Annotated in this window: 20 protein-coding genes and 3 pseudogenes; 13 read left to right on the forward strand and 10 right to left on the reverse strand. The window is 37.1% G+C overall.

What is annotated here, in order from left to right; translation table 11 throughout:
• Nucleotides 1-76 precede the first annotated feature (76 nt).
• Complete coding sequence (gene katG, locus ACJ5H0_RS09330; RefSeq protein WP_411249083.1) at nucleotides 77-2,353, reverse strand: catalase/peroxidase HPI; 2,277 nt, start codon at nucleotides 2,351-2,353, stop codon at nucleotides 77-79.
• 285 nt (nucleotides 2,354-2,638) lie between these two features.
• Between katG and ACJ5H0_RS09335 the strand changes: the two genes are divergently transcribed.
• The gene (locus ACJ5H0_RS09335; protein ID WP_411249085.1) at nucleotides 2,639-3,100 is read left to right on the forward strand and encodes a heme-binding domain-containing protein; all 462 of its coding nucleotides are present in this window, start codon (nucleotides 2,639-2,641) and stop codon (nucleotides 3,098-3,100) included.
• Between the two features lie 10 nt (nucleotides 3,101-3,110).
• A complete protein-coding gene (locus tag ACJ5H0_RS09340) occupies nucleotides 3,111-3,524 on the forward strand; it encodes a thiol-disulfide oxidoreductase DCC family protein (RefSeq protein WP_411249087.1) in 414 nt (137 codons plus the stop codon).
• A gap of 176 nt (nucleotides 3,525-3,700) precedes the next feature.
• Here ACJ5H0_RS09340 and ACJ5H0_RS09345 read toward each other — a convergent pair whose 3' ends face one another.
• Nucleotides 3,701-5,134, reverse strand: coding sequence for an alpha-amylase (locus ACJ5H0_RS09345; protein ID WP_411249089.1), 1,434 nt, complete (start codon nucleotides 5,132-5,134; stop codon nucleotides 3,701-3,703).
• A 189-nt stretch (nucleotides 5,135-5,323) separates the two neighbouring features.
• On the opposite strand from ACJ5H0_RS09345, the gene ACJ5H0_RS09350 reads away from it, so the two are divergent.
• Both ACJ5H0_RS09350 and murA read left to right on the forward strand, forming a co-directional pair.
• Nucleotides 5,324-5,983 (forward strand): DUF4290 domain-containing protein, encoded by a 660-nt coding sequence (locus ACJ5H0_RS09350; protein WP_172280255.1) that lies wholly within the window; start codon nucleotides 5,324-5,326, stop codon nucleotides 5,981-5,983.
• Nucleotides 5,984-7,291, forward strand: coding sequence for a UDP-N-acetylglucosamine 1-carboxyvinyltransferase (gene murA / locus ACJ5H0_RS09355; protein ID WP_172280257.1), 1,308 nt, complete (start codon nucleotides 5,984-5,986; stop codon nucleotides 7,289-7,291). It abuts the gene before it with no gap.
• Between the two features lie 69 nt (nucleotides 7,292-7,360).
• Here murA and ACJ5H0_RS09360 read toward each other — a convergent pair whose 3' ends face one another.
• From ACJ5H0_RS09360 to ACJ5H0_RS09390, 7 genes and pseudogenes are all read right to left on the reverse strand, one after another.
• Nucleotides 7,361-9,046: a DUF2207 domain-containing protein gene (locus ACJ5H0_RS09360; RefSeq protein WP_411249508.1), complete on the reverse strand. Its 1,686-nt coding sequence runs from the start codon at nucleotides 9,044-9,046 to the stop codon at nucleotides 7,361-7,363.
• A complete protein-coding gene (locus tag ACJ5H0_RS09365) occupies nucleotides 8,973-9,290 on the reverse strand; it encodes a DUF2207 domain-containing protein (RefSeq protein ID WP_411249092.1) in 318 nt (105 codons plus the stop codon). Before ACJ5H0_RS09365 ends, ACJ5H0_RS09360 begins: the two co-directional genes overlap by 74 nt.
• 3 nt (nucleotides 9,291-9,293) lie before the next feature.
• Nucleotides 9,294-9,848 carry a LemA family protein gene (locus ACJ5H0_RS09370; RefSeq protein WP_172280261.1) on the reverse strand — a complete coding sequence of 185 codons (555 nt, stop codon included), beginning with the start codon at nucleotides 9,846-9,848 and terminating at the stop codon, nucleotides 9,294-9,296.
• Nucleotides 9,849-9,962: 114 nt separating this feature from the next.
• Nucleotides 9,963-10,274, reverse strand: coding sequence for an NIL domain-containing protein (locus ACJ5H0_RS09375; protein WP_172280263.1), 312 nt, complete (start codon nucleotides 10,272-10,274; stop codon nucleotides 9,963-9,965).
• Between the two features lie 157 nt (nucleotides 10,275-10,431).
• Complete coding sequence (locus ACJ5H0_RS09380) at nucleotides 10,432-11,082, reverse strand: YiiX/YebB-like N1pC/P60 family cysteine hydrolase (protein ID WP_411249094.1); 651 nt, start codon at nucleotides 11,080-11,082, stop codon at nucleotides 10,432-10,434.
• A pseudogene (locus ACJ5H0_RS09385) lies at nucleotides 11,060-11,516 on the reverse strand (DUF1801 domain-containing protein). The gene ACJ5H0_RS09380 and the pseudogene ACJ5H0_RS09385 overlap by 23 nt, the downstream one beginning before the upstream one ends.
• 123 nt (nucleotides 11,517-11,639) lie before the next feature.
• Nucleotides 11,640-13,427, reverse strand: coding sequence for a T9SS type A sorting domain-containing protein (locus tag ACJ5H0_RS09390; RefSeq protein ID WP_411249096.1), 1,788 nt, complete (start codon nucleotides 13,425-13,427; stop codon nucleotides 11,640-11,642).
• Nucleotides 13,428-13,718: 291 nt separating this feature from the next.
• On the opposite strand from ACJ5H0_RS09390, the pseudogene ACJ5H0_RS09395 reads away from it, so the two are divergent.
• The 5 genes and pseudogenes from ACJ5H0_RS09395 (at nucleotide 13,719) to lnt (ending at nucleotide 19,056) form a co-directional block, all read left to right on the forward strand.
• Nucleotides 13,719-14,925: pseudogene (locus ACJ5H0_RS09395) on the forward strand (pyridoxal phosphate-dependent aminotransferase).
• 8 nt (nucleotides 14,926-14,933) lie between these two features.
• Nucleotides 14,934-15,431, forward strand: coding sequence for a hypothetical protein (locus ACJ5H0_RS09400; RefSeq protein ID WP_411249099.1), 498 nt, complete (start codon nucleotides 14,934-14,936; stop codon nucleotides 15,429-15,431).
• Nucleotides 15,421-16,434, forward strand: coding sequence for a UDP-N-acetylmuramate dehydrogenase (gene murB, locus ACJ5H0_RS09405; protein ID WP_411249101.1), 1,014 nt, complete (start codon nucleotides 15,421-15,423; stop codon nucleotides 16,432-16,434). Before ACJ5H0_RS09400 ends, murB begins: the two co-directional genes overlap by 11 nt.
• A 57-nt stretch (nucleotides 16,435-16,491) precedes the next feature.
• Nucleotides 16,492-17,295 (forward strand): pyrroline-5-carboxylate reductase, encoded by an 804-nt coding sequence (gene proC / locus ACJ5H0_RS09410; protein ID WP_306614064.1) that lies wholly within the window; start codon nucleotides 16,492-16,494, stop codon nucleotides 17,293-17,295.
• A gap of 126 nt (nucleotides 17,296-17,421) precedes the next feature.
• Nucleotides 17,422-19,056 (forward strand): apolipoprotein N-acyltransferase, encoded by a 1,635-nt coding sequence (gene lnt / locus ACJ5H0_RS09415; protein WP_411249103.1) that lies wholly within the window; start codon nucleotides 17,422-17,424, stop codon nucleotides 19,054-19,056.
• A 149-nt stretch (nucleotides 19,057-19,205) separates the two neighbouring features.
• Here lnt and ACJ5H0_RS09420 read toward each other — a convergent pair whose 3' ends face one another.
• Nucleotides 19,206-20,918: a T9SS type A sorting domain-containing protein gene (locus ACJ5H0_RS09420; RefSeq protein ID WP_411249105.1), complete on the reverse strand. Its 1,713-nt coding sequence runs from the start codon at nucleotides 20,916-20,918 to the stop codon at nucleotides 19,206-19,208.
• Between the two features lie 239 nt (nucleotides 20,919-21,157).
• On the opposite strand from ACJ5H0_RS09420, the gene rpmB reads away from it, so the two are divergent.
• From rpmB to ACJ5H0_RS09440, 4 genes and pseudogenes are all read left to right on the forward strand, one after another.
• Entirely contained in the window at nucleotides 21,158-21,397 is a 240-nt protein-coding gene (gene rpmB, locus ACJ5H0_RS09425) for a 50S ribosomal protein L28 (protein ID WP_007841810.1), read from the forward strand.
• Between the two features lie 7 nt (nucleotides 21,398-21,404).
• Nucleotides 21,405-21,587 (forward strand): 50S ribosomal protein L33, encoded by a 183-nt coding sequence (rpmG, locus tag ACJ5H0_RS09430; RefSeq protein ID WP_034683820.1) that lies wholly within the window; start codon nucleotides 21,405-21,407, stop codon nucleotides 21,585-21,587.
• A gap of 20 nt (nucleotides 21,588-21,607) precedes the next feature.
• Nucleotides 21,608-21,761: pseudogene (locus ACJ5H0_RS09435) on the forward strand (DUF4295 domain-containing protein).
• Nucleotides 21,762-21,865: 104 nt separating this feature from the next.
• Nucleotides 21,866-22,810, forward strand: coding sequence for an MBL fold metallo-hydrolase (locus ACJ5H0_RS09440; protein ID WP_411249108.1), 945 nt, complete (start codon nucleotides 21,866-21,868; stop codon nucleotides 22,808-22,810).
• The last annotated feature ends 6 nt before the right edge of the window (nucleotides 22,811-22,816 follow it).

Here is a 22,816-nt window from a genome sequence, read left to right on the forward strand (position 1 = left end):
AAAATATCTGAGCCCCAGTAAAAAAGCCACCCTTATCAGGATGGCTCGTTATTATATATTTAATACAACAATAAAATTAAGCTATATCAAAGCGGTCCAAATTCATCACCTTTGTCCATGCTGCAGCAAAATCTTTTACAAATTTTTCTTGTGCATCAGCACTTGCATATACTTCCGCAATTGCTCTTAATTCTGAATTGGATCCAAATACGAGATCAGCACGGGTAGCTGTCCACCTTGGCTGTCCGCTTTTACGATCAGTTCCCAGGTATAATTCATTGTCACCAGAGGCTGCTTTCCATTGAGTTCCCATATCAAGCAGATTGACAAAGAAATCATTGGTAAGAACTCCAGGACGATCTGTAAACACCCCGTTTTTAGAGCCGTCAAAATTAGCATCTAATGCTCTCATTCCACCGATTAATACTGTAAGTTCGGGAGCAGTAAGGGTCAGCAATTGCGCTTTATCAATTAATAGGGCTTCAGTAGAAACCGTATATTTCCTTTTTAAATAATTACGGAAACCATCTGCTGCCGGCTCCAGATATCCCATCGATTCAATATCCGTCTGCTCCTGAGAAGTATCCATACGGCCAGGCGTGAAGGAAACCGAAATATCGTGCCCTGCAGCTCTTGCTGCTTTTTCTACAGCTGCTGTTCCTCCTAAAACAATAAGATCTGCTAAAGAAACCTTCTTACCGGAAGTCTGTGAAGCATTAAATTCTGCCTGAATATTTTCCAACACATTCAGAACTTTTTGTAATTGCACAGGATTATTCACTTCCCAATCTTTTTGAGGAGCTAAGCGAATTCTTGCTCCGTTTGCTCCTCCCCGCTTATCACTTCCTCTGAAAGTCGAAGCCGAACCCCATGCAGTTGTGATCAGTTCCTGAGAACTTAACCCCGAATCAAATATTTTCCCTTTCAAAGTTTCAATATCAGAACCATCTATTAAGGCATGATTTACCTCAGGGATAGGATCCTGCCAGATCAGTACCTCATTCGGCACATCCGGTCCAAGATAGCGGGCTCTTGGCCCCATATCTCTATGTGTAAGTTTGAACCATGCTTTTGCAAACGCTTCAGCCAAAGCATCAGGATTCTCGTAAAAATGTCTTGATATCTTTTCGTAAACCGGATCAAATCTCAGGGAAAGATCCGTTGTAAGCATGTTCGGTTTATGCTTTTTAGAAGAATCGAATGCATCAGGAATGATCTCAGCTCCATCTTTCGCTACCCATTGATGAGCTCCTGCAGGGCTCTTGGTAAGTTCCCATTCATTTTCAAAAAGATTTTTGAAGAAGTAATTACTCCATTGGGTAGGAGTTTCTGTCCAGGTTACTTCCAGCCCGCTGCTGATCGCATCTGCTCCTTTTCCGGATTTATAACTGCTCGCCCATCCGAGCCCTTGCAATTCAATACCTGCTCCTTCAGGTTCTTTATCTACATGGTCGGCCGGTCCTGCACCATGTGTTTTACCGAAGGTATGTCCTCCTGCAATAAGGGCCACAGTCTCTTCATCATTCATCGCCATACGCCCGAATGTATCACGAATATCTTTAGCTGCAAGGATTGGGTCTGGATTTCCATCCGGACCTTCAGGATTTACATAGATAAGTCCCATTTGTACTGCTGCTAAAGGCTTTTCAAGATTTCTGGAATGTACTTTTCCATCCGCGTCATCATCTGTTGGTAACACAGCATGATTTTCCACTACTCCCTCAGAACCATGTGCATATCGGAGATCACCTCCCAGCCATGTTGTTTCGGAGCCCCAATACACATCCATATCCGGTTCCCAGACATCTTCACGGCCTCCTGCATATCCAAATGTTTTAAAACCCATAGACTCTAACGCAATATTACCGGTGAGAATCAAAAGATCCGCCCATGATATATTTTTACCATATTTTTGTTTTATAGGCCAAAGTAACCTTCTTGCTTTATCCAGACTTACGTTATCCGGCCAGCTATTCAATGGTGCAAAACGCTGCTGACCTGCTCCGGCTCCTCCTCTTCCGTCTCCCACACGATACGTTCCGGCACTATGCCATGCCATACGGATAAACAAAGGACCATAGTGTCCGAAGTCTGCAGGCCACCAATCCTGTGAATCCGTCATTAATGCATGAAGATCTCTTTTTACAGCTTCAAGATCCAGGCTTTTAAATGCTTCAGCATAATTAAAATCTTTATCCATGGGATCGGATAAAGAGGAATGCTGACGTAAAATATCAACTCTTAACTGATTAGGCCACCATTGTTGATTTTGAGTTCCGCCACCAGCTACATTTTGTTTCATTGTTCCATTATGAAACGGACATTTACTGATGTCATTTGAATCTTTTTCCATTGTCGTTTAAATTTTAATATTGATTAATACCGTTTATCTGATCTGAACAAGACAAACTTACAACAACCCTTTCAATAAATACGATCTATTGATAAAATTTTTATGATAGTTAAAAACTATAATAAACTTCTACAGCCCTTGTCTTATTTATTGCAATAAGTTAGCTATATTTAATTGAAAATGAAGCAAAATCAAAACACAGGCCTCCTATTTAGAATGATTCTATCCTTCATAATAAGGAAAAAAAGATTACATTTAAACATATAAACACTAAAATTCAAAAGCATGAAAAAAATATTGATCATCCTTCTGGTAGCTTTTATTATCATTCAGTTTTTTCCTATTGACAAGACCAATCCACCGGTGAATCCGGGTATGGATTTTTTAAAAATAAAAAAAACACAACCTGAGATCGCCAAACTCATCCGTACATCATGCTACGACTGTCACTCCAACGAAACGAAGTATCCATGGTACTCAAGCATTGCTCCTTCATCGTGGTTTCTCAAAAATCATATTGATGAAGGCAGAAAGAATTTAAATTTCTCTACCTTTGCAATGTATGAACCTGAAAGACAGGCACACAAATTGCAGGAATGTATTGAAATGATTGAGAAAGAGGAAATGCCTCTGGAATCCTATATTGTCGGTCATCAGGACGCAAAATTAACCCCTGAACAGAGAAAGCAGCTTATACAATATTTTAAAAAAGTAAAAGCAGAAACGGAACGGTCGATGGTATTTTAAAAAAAGTGTTATGCAGGAAAATTGGCAGGATAAATATATTGTCTTCTTTGACGGAGATTGTGGAGTTTGTAATTTCTGGGTACAGTGGATCCTGGAACGCGACAAAAAAAACAAATTCCTTTTTGCTTCTTTACAATCGGATTTCGGCCAGAAGTTCTTATCAGAAAGAGGATTGGAGACTACTGTTTTCAATACGATGTATCTTTGGAAACCTAATCAGTATTATCTGGTAAAATCTAGAGCTGTTCTTCAGATTGCTCAACTCCTGGGTGGCGTATACCAACTTATTGCGGCCGGAAAAATCATACCGACTTTCTTAAGTGATCAGGTATATGATTTGATTTCAAGAAACAGAATGAAACTTGCTGCTCAAAAATGCTATCTGCCTGATCAAAATCAGAAAAGAAAGTTTATAGAAGTTTAAATTCCTGAATTAGAAATGGCAAGTATCATGATATGATTTCACAATACCTGCCATTAAGTAATATTACATATTCTGATTTTCGTATCGAAATTCTAAAATTCTAACTTCACTTCGTTATTCAACATAACAAAATCTCTCCGGAATTTATTAACTAAGTTTACGATTCTGTTCTACAATTATTGATTTAATGACCAAACAGAATAACTATTAGGAGGACATTGAATTTTCACTCTCTTATCAGTCTGTGTTGTAGGATACCAGGTTGATGCTCCTGTAAAATCCTTGATCTGCTGATTGCTCCAATTGGTGTCTACCCATCTTTCCTGCCAGCTTGATGAAGTGTTAATATACACCACCAGGCCAGGATTACCATTATACCCGTTACGTCTCGCAATATATTCATCATTATCTGTGTAGAGAATAGAGGTTGTCCCTGTTGCTTTATTGTTATGAATCCAGATGAGATTATTTAATCTTTCTTTATTAAGCCACTCCTCGTAATCCCTGTAAAATATGGTAGGATACCCTTCATGAGTCAGGATATAAGCATATGCTGGCATCTTATTATAAATAATATCAGTATCATGGTTGGCGACAAAAGTAACGGCTTTATATGGATTTCTTTTCCACATCATATCATCATTCAAAACATTGAGATTTCCGTTATCAAATGCTTCATCCATTTTATAATAGGCCGCAAAATCAAATACAGAACTGTTTGCATTATTTGCCCATGATTCCAGTGTATTAACATTGGAATCCCATAATTCCCCTACCGAAAAGCCACCTACCTTTGCATTCCAATTATTAACCACCCACGCACCAAAACCTTTTACATAATCAAATCTCCAACCGTCGAACTTCATTACATTCTTATAGTATTTACCAACGGAATCGTCTCTTCCCCAAAGCCAGTCCTGCACATGGGGATTAGCATGGCATAAATCCGGAAAACCGCCGAAAGAGCCTTCGTCGTTATTTCCGTAGGCATTTTTATAAAAATCATTGTAGTTTCTGGTAAATTTTCCTGAAGCTATTCCTGAAAAATCCGTCCATGTATTGGTTCCAGTATAAGGATTTGCTTCCGACTGCCCTCCACTGTTATGGTTGATCACAATATCCGCATAGACCTGCATATTTTCTGAATGGGCTTTAGTGATCAATGCTTCCAGCTCAGCTCTTGAACCAAAACGGGTTTCTACACTTCCGTTTTGATTAAAGTTTCCAAAATCATAATAGTCGGTAGGATCATATCCCATTGAATAAGCTCCGTTCTGCGCTTTGGATGCGGGAGGTAACCAAACTGCCCCGATTCCTGCATTGGACCAACCGGTAAGTTTATCTTTTACTGTATTCCACCAGTTTCCGCCATCCGGAACATCCCAGTAGAAACCCTGCATCAGAACACTTCCTCCCGGACCTGCAACAAATTTACCATTTACTGACTCTTTTCCAGTACTGAACGGCCTTCCATCATGACGAGTGACCTGTACTATTTTGGAATGAACTTCTTGTTCCCCCGAAGTGTTCCCGACTCCTTCATCATTGGTTTCACAGGAATTCATGATTCCTAAAGCCATTAATGAAAATAAGAAAGATGTTTTTTTCATAGTCCGTTTTTTAATTATTAATATAATAACTAAATTACACTTTTATTAAAATAAATTCCACTTAACGTGAATAAATTTACTTAGACTCAAAAATATGCTCTAAAATAGTATCATAAATTTTCATTAAAAAATCATAAACTTTTAAGATTATCGGCACAATTTTTCTTTTAATCCATATATTTGCATATTATGGAATATAACACCCAAAAAACGCAACTTAATATGCCGGAATACGGCAGAATTATACAACAGTTGGTTGAGCGTTGCAAAGAACTTCCTTCTAAAGAGGAGAGAAATGAAATGGCAATGGCAATCATCGATTTTATGGGACAAAGAAACCCACAACTTCGCGACGAAGAAAATTATAAACATAAACTTTGGGATCATCTTTACATTTTAGCCAATCATGATCTTGATGTAGATTCTCCTTATCCTTTTCCGACGAAAGAACAGCTTGAAGAAAAGCCAAAGAGAATGGAATACCCGAAACTTCAGGGTGATTTTAAATTTTACGGAAAAAGTATTCTTCAATTAATTGAAAAGGCTATAGAGCTTGAGGCCGGAGATGAAAAAGAAGCTCTTATTGAAGTGATTGCCAACAACATGAAGAAATCCTATAATGTTTATAATAAAGAGCATGTTACTGATGATGTGATCTTCCGTCATTTGAAAGAGCTTTCGGAAAACAGACTGGACCTTACAGGTATAGAATCCCTTGAGAAAAGTAAAATCTATTACAATACCAACAACCGAGGCAACAACAATAACAATAGTAATCGCAACAGCAATAATAAAAATCAGACCAACAAGAGAAGACATAACAATAACAACCATAAAAACAGAAAGTAAATGAGTGGAACGTTTCAAATAAGAGGAGGAAAAAGACTGCAAGGTGAAATTACTCCACAAGGGGCAAAAAATGAAGCTTTACAAATTTTATGTGCAGTTTTACTAACTGATGAGGAGGTAACCATTAAAAACATTCCTGACATTCACGACGTAAACAGGTTAATTGAAATTCTGGGCGATTTTGGTGTAAAAATCACTAAAAACGGACCTGGAAATTACACTTTTAAGGCTGATCACGTTAATTTCGACTATGTAAAATCCAGCGAATTCAAAAAGGACGGTGCTAAATTACGTGGTTCTATTATGCTTATGGGGCCTATGCTGGCCAGATATGGTGAAGCTTATATGCCAACTCCGGGTGGAGACAAAATCGGACGACGACGACTGGACACTCATTTCCAGGGGTTAGTAGAATTAGGTGCCGAATTTCACTATGACGAAGAAGAATATTTTTACTCTTTAAAGGCTAAGGAGCTCAACGGGAAATTCATCTTACTGGAGGAGGCTTCAGTAACCGGCACTGCAAACATTGTTATGGCAGCAGTATTGGCGAAAGGAAAAACAAGAATTTACAATGCAGCTTGTGAACCTTATCTTCAGCAACTTTGTAAGATGCTGAACAGGATGGGAGCTAATATTTCGGGAATAGGTTCAAACCTATTAACGATTGAAGGAGTTACCCATCTGCGAGGTACGGAACATACGATGCTTCCCGACATGGTAGAAATAGGTTCATGGATTGGTCTTGCTGCAATGACAAAATCCGAACTTACTATAAAAAATGTAAACTGGAATCAGCTGGGAGTAATCCCTAATACCTTCAGAAAATTGGGAATCCAGCTTGAACAAAGCAACGATGACATTTATATTCCGGCTCAGGAAAATTATAAAATTCAGAAATTCATTGATGGATCTATCCTTACTATTTCGGATGCTCCATGGCCGGGATTCACTCCTGACCTGCTTTCTATTATCCTGGTAGTCGCTACACAGGCGAAAGGAAGCATTCTGGTTCATCAGAAAATGTTTGAATCAAGATTGTTTTTTGTAGATAAGTTAATTGATATGGGAGCGCAGATTATTCTATGTGATCCACACAGAGCGACCGTAATTGGCCTTAACCAGGAAGCTCCTCTTCGTGGGACAACAATGGTTTCCCCGGATATCAGAGCCGGAAACGCTCTTCTTATTGCAGCTTTATCTGCCGAGGGAAAATCTATTATCCACAATATTGAACAGATTGACAGAGGATACGAAAATATCGACGGAAGACTGAAAGCAATTGGAGCGGATATCGAAAGAATATAAAAAAACATTTGTTTACAATATAAAAGCGTTCAGGACCCCTGAACGCTTTTTCTTTTTATAAGACCTGGTTTACCAGCCGCCGCCTCCACCGCCACCTCCGCCGCCGCCGGAGAAACCTCCACCGCCAGATCCGCTTCCGGAACTGGAAGGTTGTGTAGATGCAGATTGTATAGATTTGGTAAGGCTCGAGTTCAATGTATTTCCAAAGCTATAATGATTTATAGAATTTCCAATATACCAGCTATGAACATATTCTGTTCCGTTAGCCATATTTTTCAACAAGGTATCAAATTTTTTACCCCAGATTTCATCTACTCCCAAAACCATAGCAAAGGGCAGAAGAGTTTCAAAAACCTGCGGTGTCAATTGTGGTGGATTATGGAATTTCAACTGTTCATTTTCCGCTGCTCCCATATACATTTTGAAACCTTCAATCAGTGATTTTTTCTGTAATTTCTCTTCTGACGGCCTTTTGATCAGATATTGATAGATCATCAGTGAAGTAAATGCAAGTGCAATGAAAATATAACAGATATTGAAATTACTGCTTTCAGTTATTTCATGACCGTTACTGATTAAGCTACCTATTCCAAATAGTATGCAAAATGGAATTGGAATCAGAAATTTCCAGGAAAGGCTTTTAAATAAAAATGTAACTAAAATAAATGCCACAAAAAGTATAACATACACTGCAATTCCGATGACAACCTTTTCCGCTTCCGGATAAATGGTATAACTTATATATAATCCAAGCATATACACTATTGTAATAAGTAAAGTAGGCAATACTAATTTTCCTGTGTTATTTCCTTCATTGAGAAATTTATCATGTTGGAATTTCAGCGTTTCCTTAAAATTCGTAACCACTCTTTCAATTCTGGAATCATATTTCCCATCAAACTTTACAGTATCGATGTTATCTGAAAAAAGCGTATTCATGAGATTAATTTCTTCTTTTGGTAAAGACTCATCTGCTTCTTTCAATTTTTTAAGGGTAAATATTTTTGAACTGAAAAGACCAAGAATTCCGGAATCTTCTCCTTCAATGATCTGAACATATCCTTTTATGGCCAGATTGACAATAGCTGCCGTCAGATATTTATTTTTGAAATTCTCATTTCTCAAATACCCTAAAGAAGCAGGAGAAAGATTTTCGGGAACATTAAACTGCGGATAAACTATTGGTTTTTCAGGATCCACTCCATATTTTCTCCATGTTGAGTAATAATAGAAGATCAATCCGATAAAAACGATAAACCCACCAATTAAAATTCCATACTTTTCAAAGAAAGTGGGTGGCGGAGGAGGAACCATCACTCCTTTATTAAATCCTACGGCCACAGTAAGCCCTTCATTAGACTTAAGATCTGCCGCGGTCCATTCTATCGAACGATCAGACAAAACCTTTACAGTACAGTTCTGCGAACTGCTGCCATACGCTCCTGTATAACAGGAATTCTGAAGTATTTTAGCGCCCTCCGGAAGATTAACTTTAGCAGAGACAGAATCAATATCAAAATCCCAATAGGTTCCGTTTACATTCCAGTAAACCTCATCATATTTATCAAAAAAACCGATCTGGTTCTCTGTTTTATACCTGATCTCATATTCATAATCTCCCGGACTCAGTATAATGTCTTTATTTCCAACATATATTTTTAAAAAGCCATCTTCTATTACGTCATGATAATCTTCTTCTACTCCATTTTTTTTTAATGGAGAGGATGGTATACTTAACTTTCTGATTTTTGTTATTCAGATTTCTGGAAAGCGGCAATGCCCGATAGATCCCTCGTTTAATCTGATCTCCCAGACTATGAACTTTGATATCTTCCGTTATCGTAAGACCGGAACTTTTATCGACATCAATATCAGAATGAAAGGAGAGAATTTTTTCGGTATTTTCTACGATGGCCATTTGATCGGAACGCCGGGGCTCTTCCTGACTAAAACCCAATACAAATGCTAACAGAACAAAAAGCAACAGAATTTTTTTCATTGCTTAAAATTTCACAGATGGAACTTCTCTTTCAGCTATATTTTGTAATTCAAAGAAAGCAGATTTTTCAAATTTATACATATTAGCAATGATATTGCTTGGAAAAGATTCTACCAGCGTGTTATTCTCACGAACCGTTCCGTTGTAATACCTTCTTGATTTTTCAATATCATTCTCTATAGAAGTAAGCTCCGATTGAAGCTGCTGAAAATTGGTATTGGCTTTCAGATCAGGATACTGTTCAGCTACGGCAAAAAGATTCATCATGGCTTGGTTCAGATTTTTTTCAGCTGCTTCCTTAGCTTCAACAGAATTAGCTCCTATAGCCTGAGACCTCGCTCTTGTAACACTATCTAAAGTTTCACGCTCGTGGGTTGCATATCCTTTCACCGTTTCTACAAGGTTCGGAATAAGATCATGACGTTTTTTAAGCATAACATCAATACTGCTCCACCCTTCCTGAACCAGGTTCCTCAGTTTCACCAAACGATTATAAATAGAAACTCCATATAAAAGAAACAAAACAATTACAGCGACAATGATAATTAGTATGGTCATAGATTTTTAATTTATTGTAGTTAAAAGTACTATTTTTTCAGATACTGTTTACCATAAAAAAAAAGTGCCCGGTAAACCGGAACACTTTCGTAATTAAAACTATATGAATCTCCCCTAAAAATACTTCCTGCAGGTATACTCCACACTGGTATTTAAAAGTTTATTTTTATTCAGATAATGCTCAAGCTGCCGGCAATCATCTGAGTCTGCATTAATGTACAACTGTACTGAACCAAAATTACGTCCCTCTATATATTCCACATTGGCAGATAACACCCTGTGACAAATTCCGAACTGGTTATAAATGACATTCAGAATGTTTTCAAACTTCATTTTGCCATTTAATTCTATTTCCAGTATTAATTCTTTTTTTGGCAGGTTAATTTTATTTTGTAAAACCTGCAGGTTCGGATTTGGTGTTATCATCACTCAACTTTTTTGGTTAGACTACTTTGATTTCACATTTTCTTATTGCGTTAAATCTTTAGCAAAAATATAAAAAAATATTAGTCCACCAAATTAGTAGACTAATATTTTTCAATTTTAACATAAAAAAAGAGAAGCTCTTCACTTCTCCTTATTTTTACAGCTGTTTTATTCTTTCCAATTTATCTGAGGCAGCCAATCCATTAGGATTACAACCGGGTTCTCCTTCAGGTACTTTAAGTTTCTTTTTTTCATAGAATTCTTCCCAGAACAGGTTGGTCTTTCCTGTCTTAGGATCAATAAATGTCATCGGCTCCAGCTTAAAAATATGATACTCTCTAAATGCTCTTTCAATAAAATCCGAACAATAATAGGAATTGTCATCCAGAATATAATTGAAATTATAAGGTTTCCCGATCATTGATTCAGCTTTTGCAATAGCAGACGGAATGGTATATTGATAATTATCTTTTAGCCGGTACACTACAACATTTTGCTGATCCTTCACCTGAGCCTTTACAAAATTCTTAAGGGACTGTTTTTGAGATCCTCCTTCAGGAGCTGCATGCAATACAAAAAATGCATTACCTTCTTTTTTCAGAATACCGATATGATCAAAAGAAGCATTTTTTTGCCTTTGTGTTACATTATTGATCGCTCCCGACAAACCAGACTCTTTTGCCGTTACAAAAAGTAAGTCCCCATTTTTAAGATCTTCATTTTTAATGCTTTTGCATGCTGATATCAGAAATAAAAGAACAATGCATACAACAGGATAAACCGGGTTATTTTTTAAAATTTGATTCATAACATTCAATCCAGTCTTCGACGGTCATTTTTTTACTTAGCTCAGCAATTAGTTCAAAAGGAATATCCTCCATTTTTTTAAAACGGATACAGGATTTCCCCATATCAAGCTTTTTCGTTGAATGCTTCGGAAATTCTTCAACAAACCACTCCAGAAGATCCGGCTTTGCGTAGATTCCCATATGATAGAGAGCAATAAAATTCTTTTGGGAAGCCAGGCTGATAAACGGAAGAGGTGATCCGGGTGTACAATGGTATCCGGCGGGATAAGTTTCCAACGGAACGCCCCACCCTACCATTCCATAACCAGTATTGCTACTAAAGCCTTTGGGTAAATTATTGTTTACAGCATCAAACAGTTTTTTTAAAAGCCTCTTTCCTTTCTTCAGGAATCCGGGCGATATACTCTTCTATAGAGGTTGTATGGATTTGCATATTCGTTCAGTTTTATCAGTTTTCAAAATAACAAAATTAAAAGACAACTTCATATCATTATATATAAAATAAAAAAGGCAGTCATTCTCATAACTGCCTTTCTTTATAGTCTATATTAAGGATCTATTGTTTGATAGCCTTTACTGTTGTTTTTGAACCGTCTTTAAATTGAATATTCACAAAATACAACCCTGAATTCAATGTACTTAAATTGATTTCTTTCGTCGGATTTTCAATCGTTTTCACCAACCTTCCTGCCACATCCGTAACCGTAACAGCTTTAACATCTTTGGTATCTGAAATATACAATACATCTTTGAAAGGATTCGGATGAACATTCACCGTTTTTTTGTTTGCGTTTACTTCAGAAGTGCTTAGTTGTGCAGATTCTACCGTAAAGTTGTCAACAAAGAAATTATAATCCGGAGCATCATCTACTGCTCCGTCCGTTCCATAAAAGGCAAAGACTGTATTTGCACTGGTGTTACTTACCAGATCATAAGAATAATTAGTCGATACATTAGTAGCCGGGCTGTTTACATCCCAAGTCTTCAATATATTCCAAGTACTTCCACCATCATTGGAGACCATAAAATGTATTATATCATCAGAACCCATTGGAGAAGAAGCAGTTCCTGAATAGGTTGTTGCTCCGTAATCAAATTTTACTTTGTAACCACCTGCTGAAAGATCAAATGGTACTGTTTTTAGCCATCCTGTGCTATTTGTCGTGTAAAGATTGATTCTTATGGAACCTGTGGTCCCTACATTTAAAAATCCATCCTGCACCCAATATGTTGTAGATCCCGTAGGGCCTGTTGTAGGGGTACCTCCGGAAAGATTATTTGCCCAGCAATTTCCAGGTATAGAATCAAAAGTGTTTGTATACGGAGGTATCATTGCTCCGCATAAGGTTGTAAAAGTACCACCAATTGACCATCCGCTCTGGCTTGTTGCCGTTGTACAATTCGTTCTCACCCAATAATAATAGGTTGTTGATGAAGACAAGCTTCCAATAGTAGTTGATGTTCCGGTAACTCCCGCAATATTCGGAGTTGTAGCACTTGTAGGAGGCGTGTTTGTTGTACTGTAATACACATCATAACTTGCTGCTGTTGTTGTCGGAGGAATTGTCCACGAAACCTGCGCTGAATTTGAAGTAAGTGTTCCTACAGGCTGAAGCGTCGGAGCCGAACAATCTGTGAAAGCATCCGCTGAAAACGCAAAAATATTCGAAATTCCTGACCCGGCACTTTTCGCAATGGTTATGCTCTGTATTGGTTTCGTAACATTAGCCGCATCAATGGTAAGTACAGATTGATATAATCTGGGATTTGTCGTACTGGATTCCAATACGTTATTTGTCCTGTTAATCCTTCCGATTCCCTGGATGGCATAATTCGATCCCCCATACCAATCCGAAAGGGCAAGGCCTGAAAATACCTGAGTAGTATTATCTGTAAAAGTTACCGTAGCACTTACGGTAGATGTCCCACTACCACTTGTTGAAAGCATGTACAGTTTAAAAGCCGCCTTGGGAGTTCCAAAAACCAAAGTTCCGGACTGGCCTATGGTCGCAAGCCTTAAAGAGTTATTTCCACTTAGATCTCCCAACTGATAGCTGAGGCCTGGTGTACTTCCCACTACTGAATTGATAATTCCATTTACAGGAATTCCATAATTAATAGGGGTACTTGAGGAAGTAAGCTGGAAGTCCCTTGCCACAAATGCAAAGGAAACCCCATCTACATCCATTGTTGTAGACGTCATGGATGAACCTATCCCATTCGCAATAACATCTGCAGTATATCCTGATTGTACAGGCATTGTTTGAAAGTTTTGAGCCATCGCATCTGACCCGAAAAACAGAGCACACGTACTTAATGCTCCAAAAAGTAGATTTATTTTCATAGTATTTAACATTAGCTCAGTAAATTTATAAAAAAATCAACACAAAACAACTTTATTTAAACAATATATAATAATTTAATATTATAATATACATAATCAACAATAATTAAAATAAAAATTAAAAACAATCATCAATACTAAAATTAAATAAATATTGAAAAGACAATCAGGGGATTATAGATTTTAACCTCAAAGAACAATTTAATGCATGAAATATAATTATATAGTGTTCCTTATAATTTTAATATTGAAAAATTAAGTGTTATTTTTGCCATACAAATTTTTCAAACAATGCCGAATATATCAAACAGAGCACAACATATGCCGCCATCGCCGGTAAGAAAGCTGGTTCCTTTTTCTCTTCAAGCAAAGCAGAAAGGAATTAAAGTATATCACCTTAATATCGGACAACCGGATATTGAAACTCCGGAAACGGCTTTAAATGCTTTAAAAAATATTGATTTAAAAGTATTGGAATATGCTCTTTCTGAAGGAAACCTGGAATATAGAAAAGCACTTACAGACTATTATCATTCTTTGGGGTTTGCGGATCTTACTCCTGATAATTTCATTGTAACCAACGGAGGTTCTGAAGCATTAAATTTTGCTATTTCCACATTATGTGACGATGGAGACGAAGTTATTATCCCTGAGCCTTACTATGCCAATTACAATGGATTTGCAAGCACATTCAATGTCAACGTTGTAGCTGTTCCATCGACTATAGAAACAGGTTTTGCTTTACCTCCAATTGAAGAATTCGAGAAAAAGATCACTGAAAAAACAAGAGCTATCGTTATCTGCAATCCCGGAAACCCAACAGGATACCTTTATACCCGTGAGGAGCTCCAGAAGCTGGCAGAAATTGCTTTAAAATATGATATCGTTGTAATTTCCGACGAAGTATACAGGGAATATGTATATGATGGAAAACAGCAGGTATCTATGCTTTCTTTTCCGGAATTAAGTGAAAACTGCATCATTATAGACTCAGAATCAAAGAGATATTCCATGTGTGGTGTAAGAATCGGCTGTATGATTACACGTTCAAAAAAAAATACACGATGCAGCAATGCTATTTGCACAGGCCAGATTAAGTCCTGTTCTTTTAGGGCAAATTGCAGCTACAGCTGCACACCACAATGACGGAGCATATATCCGCGCGGTAAGGGAGGAATATACCCACAGAAGAAACGTTTTGGTGGATCTGTTAAATGCTATTCCCGGAGTAATCTGTCCTAAACCGAAAGGAGCCTTCTATTGTGTGGCACAACTTCCTGTAGATGACACTGAGAAATTCGCTCAATGGTTGCTGGAAAAGTTTTCGCTTAATAAAGAAACAATCATGGTAGCACCGGCAGGTGGTTTCTATAGCGATCCTGAACTGGGTAAAAAACAGGTAAGAATTGCTTATGTACTAAAAGAGCAGGATTTAAGAAGAAGTGTTGAAATTCTAAAAGAAGCACTAAAACAATATAAATTAGAGTTCAATCTATAAATAACACAATGTCAGCAGTAAGAAATTTCGTTTTGAGAATATTATTTTCAATGTTTTTATTGCTGACACTTTTTTCATGCTCCCCAAAGGAGAAAAAAGCTCCTGCTCCACAAAATCCTAACGAAATCACTTTCATAAGCGTTTCAAATATTGGTGGCATTCTTGGAGACTACAGGATTATAAAAGTTACTAAGGATTCCATTTCCCTAGAAAAAGGCACAACAGCAAAAAAGACACACCAGTACTGGAGCTCTTCAATGCATGCTAACAAATGGAAGCACCTGGTTTCAAGTCTTGACGTACGAACCCTGAACAGCATTAAAAGCTCTCCCAGCGCCCAATCGGTAGATGGAGTTGACGAAACTTTTCAGATCAGGACACCGAAAAAGGCACATGTCTACGTGAATGCTTATCAGGACACGATTCATTATTCCCAACTGCAAACTCTTAAAAACAGAATAGAAGAGATTCTTCCTAAAGAATACCAACAAGCCTATGCACGATAATTTTTCCCTAAAACCCTACAATACCTTTGGCGTTGAAGCGAAAGCAAAATATTTTACAGAAGTAACAACCATTGATGAGCTGAAAGAAGCAATCCTATTCTCCAGATCTCACTCTTTACCGCTCTTATTTTTGGGCGGCGGAAGTAACGTTTTACTTACAAAAGATTTCGATGGTATTGTCATTCTTCTCAATCTGAAAGGAATAACCGAAAAAAATCAGGACGAAAACAATATCCTGGTAACAGCAAATGCTGGTGAGAACTGGCATGGGTTTGTCATGTACTGCCTGGATAATAATTATGGCGGACTGGAAAATCTATCTTTAATCCCGGGAAATGTGGGTACCTCTCCCATGCAGAATATCGGCGCTTACGGAACTGAAATAAAAGACATCTTTGTTCAATGCTCTGTCCTGAACCTGGAAACTCTTGAAGTTGAAATATTCGATCTGGAACAGTGCCGGTTCGGCTACAGGGATTCTATTTTCAAACAAGAAGGAAAAGGAAAGTATGTGATTCTGGACGTAACGTTCAAGCTGACAAAGAAAAATCATATCATCAAAACTGAATATGGTGCGATTACAGGAGAGCTGGAGAAATTAAACATTAAAAATCCTACCATACAGGATGTTTCCAATGCTGTGATCAATATCAGACAAAGCAAACTTCCAGATCCTAAACTGATCGGAAATGCAGGCAGTTTTTTTAAAAATCCGACAATTCCGCAATCCCAGTTTGAAGACCTTAAACTAAAATTCGAAAATATTCAGGGATACCCTAATGGAGATCAGGTAAAAGTTCCCGCAGGATGGCTGATTGAGCAATGCGGATGGAAGGGTAAGCAAATAGGAAACGTAGCTTCACACCGATTACAATCGCTCGTTATCATTAACGCTACAGGAAATGCTACAGGAAAAGAAATTTATGATTTCTCCACATTAATCATTAACTCTGTAAAGGAAAAGTTTGGAATAGAGCTGGAGAGAGAAGTAAATATCATATAAAATAGAAAAACTAATTACAAAAAATAATATTTTCGTTTAGAATAAAAAAAGCACAATATGAAAATAGCCATTCTGGGAGCAGGAAATATGGGGTTATCATTTTCAAAATCTTTCCTGAAATATGAGTTAATAAAACCTGCAGATCTGCATCTGATTACGAGAAACGAATCTAAATTCGCCAAAATATCGGAAGAATTTCCCCATTCAAAAATTTCTACGTTCGATGAAGTTAGGGAGCTGGATGCTGATCTTATTATTATCGCTGTAAAACCACAGGACTTTCAGAATGTGGTGGATAAGATTCAATTTACTCTTAAAGAAAATCAGATGATTTTATCCATTATGGCCGGAATTAAAATACAGAAGATTCAGAAATTATTAAACCATCGAATGGTGGTCAGAGCGATGCCTAACTCCCCCACTCTTTTAGGAATGGGCATTACGGGATATACCTCCGCGGAAGGTATTTCTTTCAGTCAGCTTATTATTATTGAAAGGCTTCTCAACAGCACAGGAAGATCGGTTTATTTGGAAGACGAAGAACTATTGGACGGTGTAACCGCTTTGTCCGGAAGTGGCCCTGCTTATTTTTATTACATTGTTGATGCAATGATTAAGGCCGGTGTAGAAATGGGAATTGATGAAAACCTCTCTAAACTTTTCGTTAAACAAACCATGTTGGGCGCCTACCATCTGATGAATAACTCCGAAAAAAGCCTTGAAGAATTAATAAAAGATGTTGCCTCGAAAGGAGGTACTACCGAAGCAGCTCTAAAGACTTTTGAAGAAAAAGGATTAAAGGAAGCTATCGGGAAAGGGATTCTAAATGCAGAAAATCGCGCTAAAGAACTAAACGGCTAAATCCACTACATAAAGTACAGTAAAAATAGTGTTCGAGGTATAATAATAAGCCTCTGCAATTTCTTTACCCTCAATTGCAGATTTATTCATTTCAAAAACATTAAATTTGTATGTTAATCTAATGTAATGAAATACGTTCTACTTACGCTCATTTCAGCGATGCTGCTGTCCATATCATGGCCAACTTACGGGATTCCGTTCTTTATTTTCTTTGCTCTTGTTCCTCTCCTTATGATGGAACATGGCGTTTCTAAATTTTCAAGCTTTAACAGAAAAAGCTGGGTAGTTTTCGGACTTTCCTATCTATGTTTTGTGATCTGGAATATTGTGACAACAGGATGGCTGTACGGTTCAAGAAACCCGGATGGCAGTCATTCATTAATGGCCGTTGTATTTCCTGTTCTCGTCAATTCATTTTTATACTCCCTGATGTTCCAATGTTACCATTGGTATAAAAATGCACAGGGAACCTACTGGGGATTTGCATTTCTTATCGCTATCTGGATGGGATTTGAGAAATTTCATATGAGCTGGGAACTTACATGGCCATGGCTTAATCTCGGCAATGCATTTTCCGATTATCCGAAATTAATCCAGTGGTATGATACCCTGGGAGCTACAGGAGGCAGCTTCTGGATCCTGATCGTCAACCTTTTTATTTTTTATACCATAAGGACTTGGGAAGCAGGACGCAAAAGAAAAGATCTTATCAAAAATACATCGATTGCCGTAGCTATAATCGTCATTCCAATGATTATTTCAATAATTAAGTATAATAATTTTGATGAAAAACCGACAGGCCAGGTAAATGTTTTATTACTCCAACCTGATCTTGATCCATATGCAGAAAAATATTCGACGGACAGCCTGACAATAGAAAATGACCTTCTTGGTCTTGCGGAGAGAAACTCCAAAGGTAAGATTGATTATTATATTGCTCCGGAAACAGCACTTCCGGGAAGAGGATCTATTTCGGAAACTGCTTTTGAAAAAAGCCTACTTCTGAATAACATAAAAGACTTTCTCTCCAAACATCAAGGTTCTGTTTTTGCTACCGGAATTTCTTCGCATCGTTTTTACCTGAATCAGAACAATCTTCCTAAAGAAGCTTATCAGATCAATCAGGGACTGTGGGTTTCCAGCTACAATTCAGCCATTCAGGTCATTCCCAATCAAAAAGTAGAAGTCTATCACAAAGGCAAATTAGTTCCCGGTGTGGAAATATTCCCCTACATGAATGTTTTAAAGCCTATTTTAGGAGATGCTATGCTCAACCTGGGAGGAACCGTAGCATCATTGGGTACAGACAAAGAAAGGGTAGCCTTTTCAAACCCTTACAATAAAGGAAAACTGGCTCCTATTATTTGTTATGAAAGTATATATGGAGAGTTTGTTACGGATTATGTGAGAAAAGGGGCTAACTTTTTAGCCATTATGACCAACGACTCCTGGTGGGGTGTTACAGAAGGGCATAAGCAACTTTTGTCTTATGCCAAATTAAGAGCCATTGAAACCCGTAGAGAAATTGCCCGCGCAGCCAATAGTGGAATTTCAGCACACATTGATGCAAGAGGAGAAATTGTTGCCGACACTTTCTACGGAGATAAAACTACTTTATTTGCGAAAGTGAATCTGTATGATCAACAGACTTTTTATACAAGGACCGGGGACCTTTTATCAAGAATCTCGATTTTTGCACTAGGTTTCTTGCTTTTCTATTTTTTAATTAAAAGAGTTCAGAGCAGATTTCAAAAAAAATGAAATTCAATTGACTAAAACGGGAAGCTTTTGAGCTTCCCGATAGCCGTCTCTCCGCTTTAATATATCGAAGATCCGACACAAACAAATACAAACAATAAAGAGAAAAACCAGCTGGACACCTGGTTTTTCCCGGTTAATAAAACGTTCAATTATTTAATGATAAGTTTTTTAACAGTCCATTGATCCTTTATTTTTACTTTCAGAAAATAAATCCCTTTCGGAAAACCGAACAGATTTACAGACTGATCCGCATTCTTTTTTACAGTCAACTTTCTTCCGTCTACTGCATACATTTCAACATCAGTAATTTGCTTTCCTTTAATAAATACTTTTTCCGAAGCAGGATTAGGGTATATTAAAAACTCATCATCTTTAATAATATCCTGAGTTCCCAAGGTTCCTTCTGCAGAAGGATCTGAATATACTCCTGAGGCATCTATTGATCTTACGCTCCAATATACATTCTGAATGGATGGGTCAAGATCTAAGAACCATGAGGGCGTTGTTATTACATATCGGGCCACATCATGAGCTCCGGGAGTCTTTCCAACTTTGATTTCGTACCGCAAAGCATTTACAGGCGTCTTATCATCACCTGCTCCACTCCATGAGAAATTAAACTTGTTACCGTTTCTGGTAAGATTCAGGTTTACAGGAGGCGAAGGTTTTAAATTTGCTTCCGGAGAAACATTTTTGAAGATTTTAGTTAGTGAGGGCATTCCCGGATCTGCCCAATCAAATCCGGACAATACAACATCAAGATGATGATCATTGTTATAGTCAAGTAAATGCACAAAACCAGGGCCTCCCAAAGTATGTAAACCTGTTGTTATATTTTCAGTAAATGTTTGACCGGCAGGATTAAACAAAAACACTTTAACCAAAGCATTATTATTTTCATCATTTCCAGACAGTATAAAATCATAATACCCGTCATTATTCAGATCCCCTGTTGCCAGGGATGGCTCTGAAAACTCCGGAATGTCAAATTGCTGAAGACTAAAATGGCCGGTACCATCATTCATCAGCACACCAAGATATCCCTCATAATTTTCATCCTGAGCAGCTACCACAATATCCTGATAACCGTCTGCATTAAAATCGGCAAATTCAAGCTTTCCGTTTGCTAAAGATAAAAGCGTCTGAGACAGGGTAAGGACCCCTGAATTATTGAGATAAACCCTGAATAGCGGATTACTATTGATATCATATCCCAAAATTACCATATCCAGCAACTGATCATTATTCAGATCCACCATTTTAAAACTGCTGTTTTGTGTGCCTTCCATCCAACCCGGAATCAAAAGAAATCCATTCCCTGTATTCTGATAATAATCCAATTTATTAACGAAACCTGTCCCGCTAATGTATTGCGCTCCATTAATAGCATAATCCTGCAGCCCGTCATGATTAAAATCGAAAACTTCCATTGAACCATATACCTTACCGGGAAGCTCAGCTTCCTTAACAAATCCCGAACCGGTATTGCGGAACCGGTAATGTTTGTAATTAACGATATCCATATAACTTAAGCCAGTAGAAATAATATCAGCAAGCCCGTCATTATTATAATCAATAAATTTGATATCTCCCAGATGAGTAACATCTACTCCCAGATTAGCATAGGAAGTCATTGTAGTACCGTTATTCTTATATATTTCATTGAATGAAGTATCCGCACTACCATCTCCATCTGTATCTATTGCTCCATTAACGACTATATCCTGAAAACCATCTCCATTAATATCCGCCACATCACAGGATGAATAATAAAAATTCTTCATATCCGTTTGTACTTCAGAAAAATTTTGTGCCATTATACCGACCGGTAATATAGATAGTAAAACATAGACCTTCCTCATGTTATTTTTATTTAGATTAATTAAAAACAAAGATATGTGATAAATTTATCTAATGTTATGATCTTTACATGAAATATATCAGTTCCCGCTCTCTGTCAGGAATCAGCTGTTATATAAGGTAATCTTCAATATTATTAATCAAGATGTTATTTGTAAATATTTTCTAAAAGATTTGCCTATCTAAAAAATTCTTCGTTATTTTGCAACCTCAAATATTATACAAATAAGAACATCGAGATATGTCAAGAATTTGCCAAATAACAGGAAAGCGTGCAATGGTTGGTAACAACGTTTCTCACGCTAATAACAAAACGAAGCGTCGTTTTGAAATTAACTTATTGGAGAAGAAGTTTTACCTTCCGGAGCAAGATAAGCACGTAACACTGAAAGTATCAGCTCATGGATTGAGAGTGATTAACAAGATTGGAATCGAAGAAGCTCTTGAAAGAGCTGTAAGAAACGGATTGATTAAAAAGTAATTGAATCATGGCAAAAAAAGGAAACAGAGTTCAAGTAATCCTTGAATGTACAGAGCACAAAGAAAGCGGTATGGCAGGAATGTCTAGATACATTTCTACTAAAAATAAAAAGAACACTACAGAAAGATTAGAGCTTAAAAAGTATAATCCTGTTCTTAAGAAATATACTCTTCATAAAGAAATCAAGTAATTTATAAAATATAATTTACCATGGCAAAAAAAGTAGTAGCAACCCTACAAAGCGGTCAGTCAAAAAAAAATGACTAAAGTTGTGAAAATGGTGAAGTCATCTAAATCAGGTGCTTACGTTTTCGAAGAAAAAGTAATGAATGCAGACGAAGTTGATGGTTATTTGAAAAAATAATCCCCTACTTTATTTACAATATAAAAACTACTCATATTTTGAGTAGTTTTTTTGCTTATTACATATTTTAAGTTAAAACAACTTATTTTAGTAAAAAAATATTGATGAAAAATTTCATTTTATGTACATTCCTACTACTTATAGCGAGCTGCAATAGTAGAAAGGCACCAACAGCAGAGAAAAGTAAAACAGGAATACAGCTCATTGTATTAGGAAATGTTCAGGACGCAGGTTCTCCTCAATTAGGATGTAACAAAGAATGTTGTAAAGACCTTTGGAAAAATCCTGATTTAAAACGAAAGATCATATCCATGGGAGTAATGGATCATCAATACCAAAAAAATTATCTTCTTGATGCCAGTCCTGATATTTCTTCTCAGTTACAACTACTGCAACAAGAACATACAACACCAAAAATAATTGATGGGATCTTCATAACGCATGCTCATATAGGACATTATACAGGTTTAATGTATCTGGGAAAAGAAGGTGCATCCACACAAAATATTCCCGTATATGCAATGCCCAAATTAACAGGATTTTTAAATAACAACGGACCATGGTCGCAATTGGTGACTCAAAAAAATATTGTGGTTAACGAAATGCAAAATGAGCATCCTGTTACCTTAAGCCCTAATCTAAAAATCACCCCTATTCAGGTCCCTCACCGTGATGAGTTTTCAGAAACAGTTGGTTTTTTGATCGAAGGTCTTGAAAAAAAAGCGTTGTTTATTCCTGATATTGACAAATGGGGGAAATGGAAATACAATATTACGGACTTCATAAAAAAGGTGGATTATGCTTTTATTGATGCAACATTTTACAATGCCACAGAGCTTAATAACCGGGATATTTCAACCATTCCTCATCCCCTGGTTGAAGAAAGCATGCAATTGTTTAACAATTTAAGCCCGGAGTATAAAAAAAGGGTATATTTCATCCATTTCAATCACACCAATAAACTATTAAATCCGGAGAGCAACGAAAGTAAGACTGTCATTAAAAACGGATATAATATTGCAAGAATGGGTGATATTGTAACATTATAATTTCAT

The organism is Chryseobacterium proteolyticum (genome assembly GCF_046591535.1).
Taxonomy (GTDB): Bacteria; Bacteroidota; Bacteroidia; order Flavobacteriales; family Weeksellaceae; genus Chryseobacterium; species Chryseobacterium proteolyticum.

Excerpts from the sequence above, each read along its gene's own strand:
- ACJ5H0_RS09380 (WP_411249094.1), bottom strand. The coding sequence starts at position 11,082 with ATGAATCAAATTTTAAAAAATAACCCGGTTTATCCTGTTGTATGCATT.
- ACJ5H0_RS09390 (WP_411249096.1), bottom strand. The coding sequence starts at position 13,427 with ATGAAAATAAATCTACTTTTTGGAGCATTAAGTACGTGTGCTCTGTTT.
- rpmG (WP_034683820.1), top strand. The coding sequence starts at position 21,405 with ATGGCAAAAAAAGGAAACAGAGTTCAAGTAATCCTTGAATGTACAGAG.
- katG (WP_411249083.1), bottom strand. The coding sequence starts at position 2,353 with ATGGAAAAAGATTCAAATGACATCAGTAAATGTCCGTTTCATAATGGA.
- ACJ5H0_RS09370 (WP_172280261.1), bottom strand. The coding sequence starts at position 9,848 with ATGACCATACTAATTATCATTGTCGCTGTAATTGTTTTGTTTCTTTTA.
- ACJ5H0_RS09400 (WP_411249099.1), top strand. The coding sequence starts at position 14,934 with ATGTCAGCAGTAAGAAATTTCGTTTTGAGAATATTATTTTCAATGTTT.
- ACJ5H0_RS09335 (WP_411249085.1), top strand. The coding sequence starts at position 2,639 with ATGAAAAAAATATTGATCATCCTTCTGGTAGCTTTTATTATCATTCAG.
- proC (WP_306614064.1), top strand. The coding sequence starts at position 16,492 with ATGAAAATAGCCATTCTGGGAGCAGGAAATATGGGGTTATCATTTTCA.
- ACJ5H0_RS09350 (WP_172280255.1), top strand. The coding sequence starts at position 5,324 with ATGGAATATAACACCCAAAAAACGCAACTTAATATGCCGGAATACGGC.
- ACJ5H0_RS09440 (WP_411249108.1), top strand. The coding sequence starts at position 21,866 with ATGAAAAATTTCATTTTATGTACATTCCTACTACTTATAGCGAGCTGC.
- murA (WP_172280257.1), top strand. The coding sequence starts at position 5,984 with ATGAGTGGAACGTTTCAAATAAGAGGAGGAAAAAGACTGCAAGGTGAA.
- ACJ5H0_RS09365 (WP_411249092.1), bottom strand. The coding sequence starts at position 9,290 with ATGAAAAAAATTCTGTTGCTTTTTGTTCTGTTAGCATTTGTATTGGGT.
- lnt (WP_411249103.1), top strand. The coding sequence starts at position 17,422 with ATGAAATACGTTCTACTTACGCTCATTTCAGCGATGCTGCTGTCCATA.
- rpmB (WP_007841810.1), top strand. The coding sequence starts at position 21,158 with ATGTCAAGAATTTGCCAAATAACAGGAAAGCGTGCAATGGTTGGTAAC.
- ACJ5H0_RS09345 (WP_411249089.1), bottom strand. The coding sequence starts at position 5,134 with ATGAAAAAAACATCTTTCTTATTTTCATTAATGGCTTTAGGAATCATG.
- ACJ5H0_RS09420 (WP_411249105.1), bottom strand. The coding sequence starts at position 20,918 with ATGAGGAAGGTCTATGTTTTACTATCTATATTACCGGTCGGTATAATG.
- murB (WP_411249101.1), top strand. The coding sequence starts at position 15,421 with ATGCACGATAATTTTTCCCTAAAACCCTACAATACCTTTGGCGTTGAA.
- ACJ5H0_RS09375 (WP_172280263.1), bottom strand. The coding sequence starts at position 10,274 with ATGATAACACCAAATCCGAACCTGCAGGTTTTACAAAATAAAATTAAC.
- ACJ5H0_RS09340 (WP_411249087.1), top strand. The coding sequence starts at position 3,111 with ATGCAGGAAAATTGGCAGGATAAATATATTGTCTTCTTTGACGGAGAT.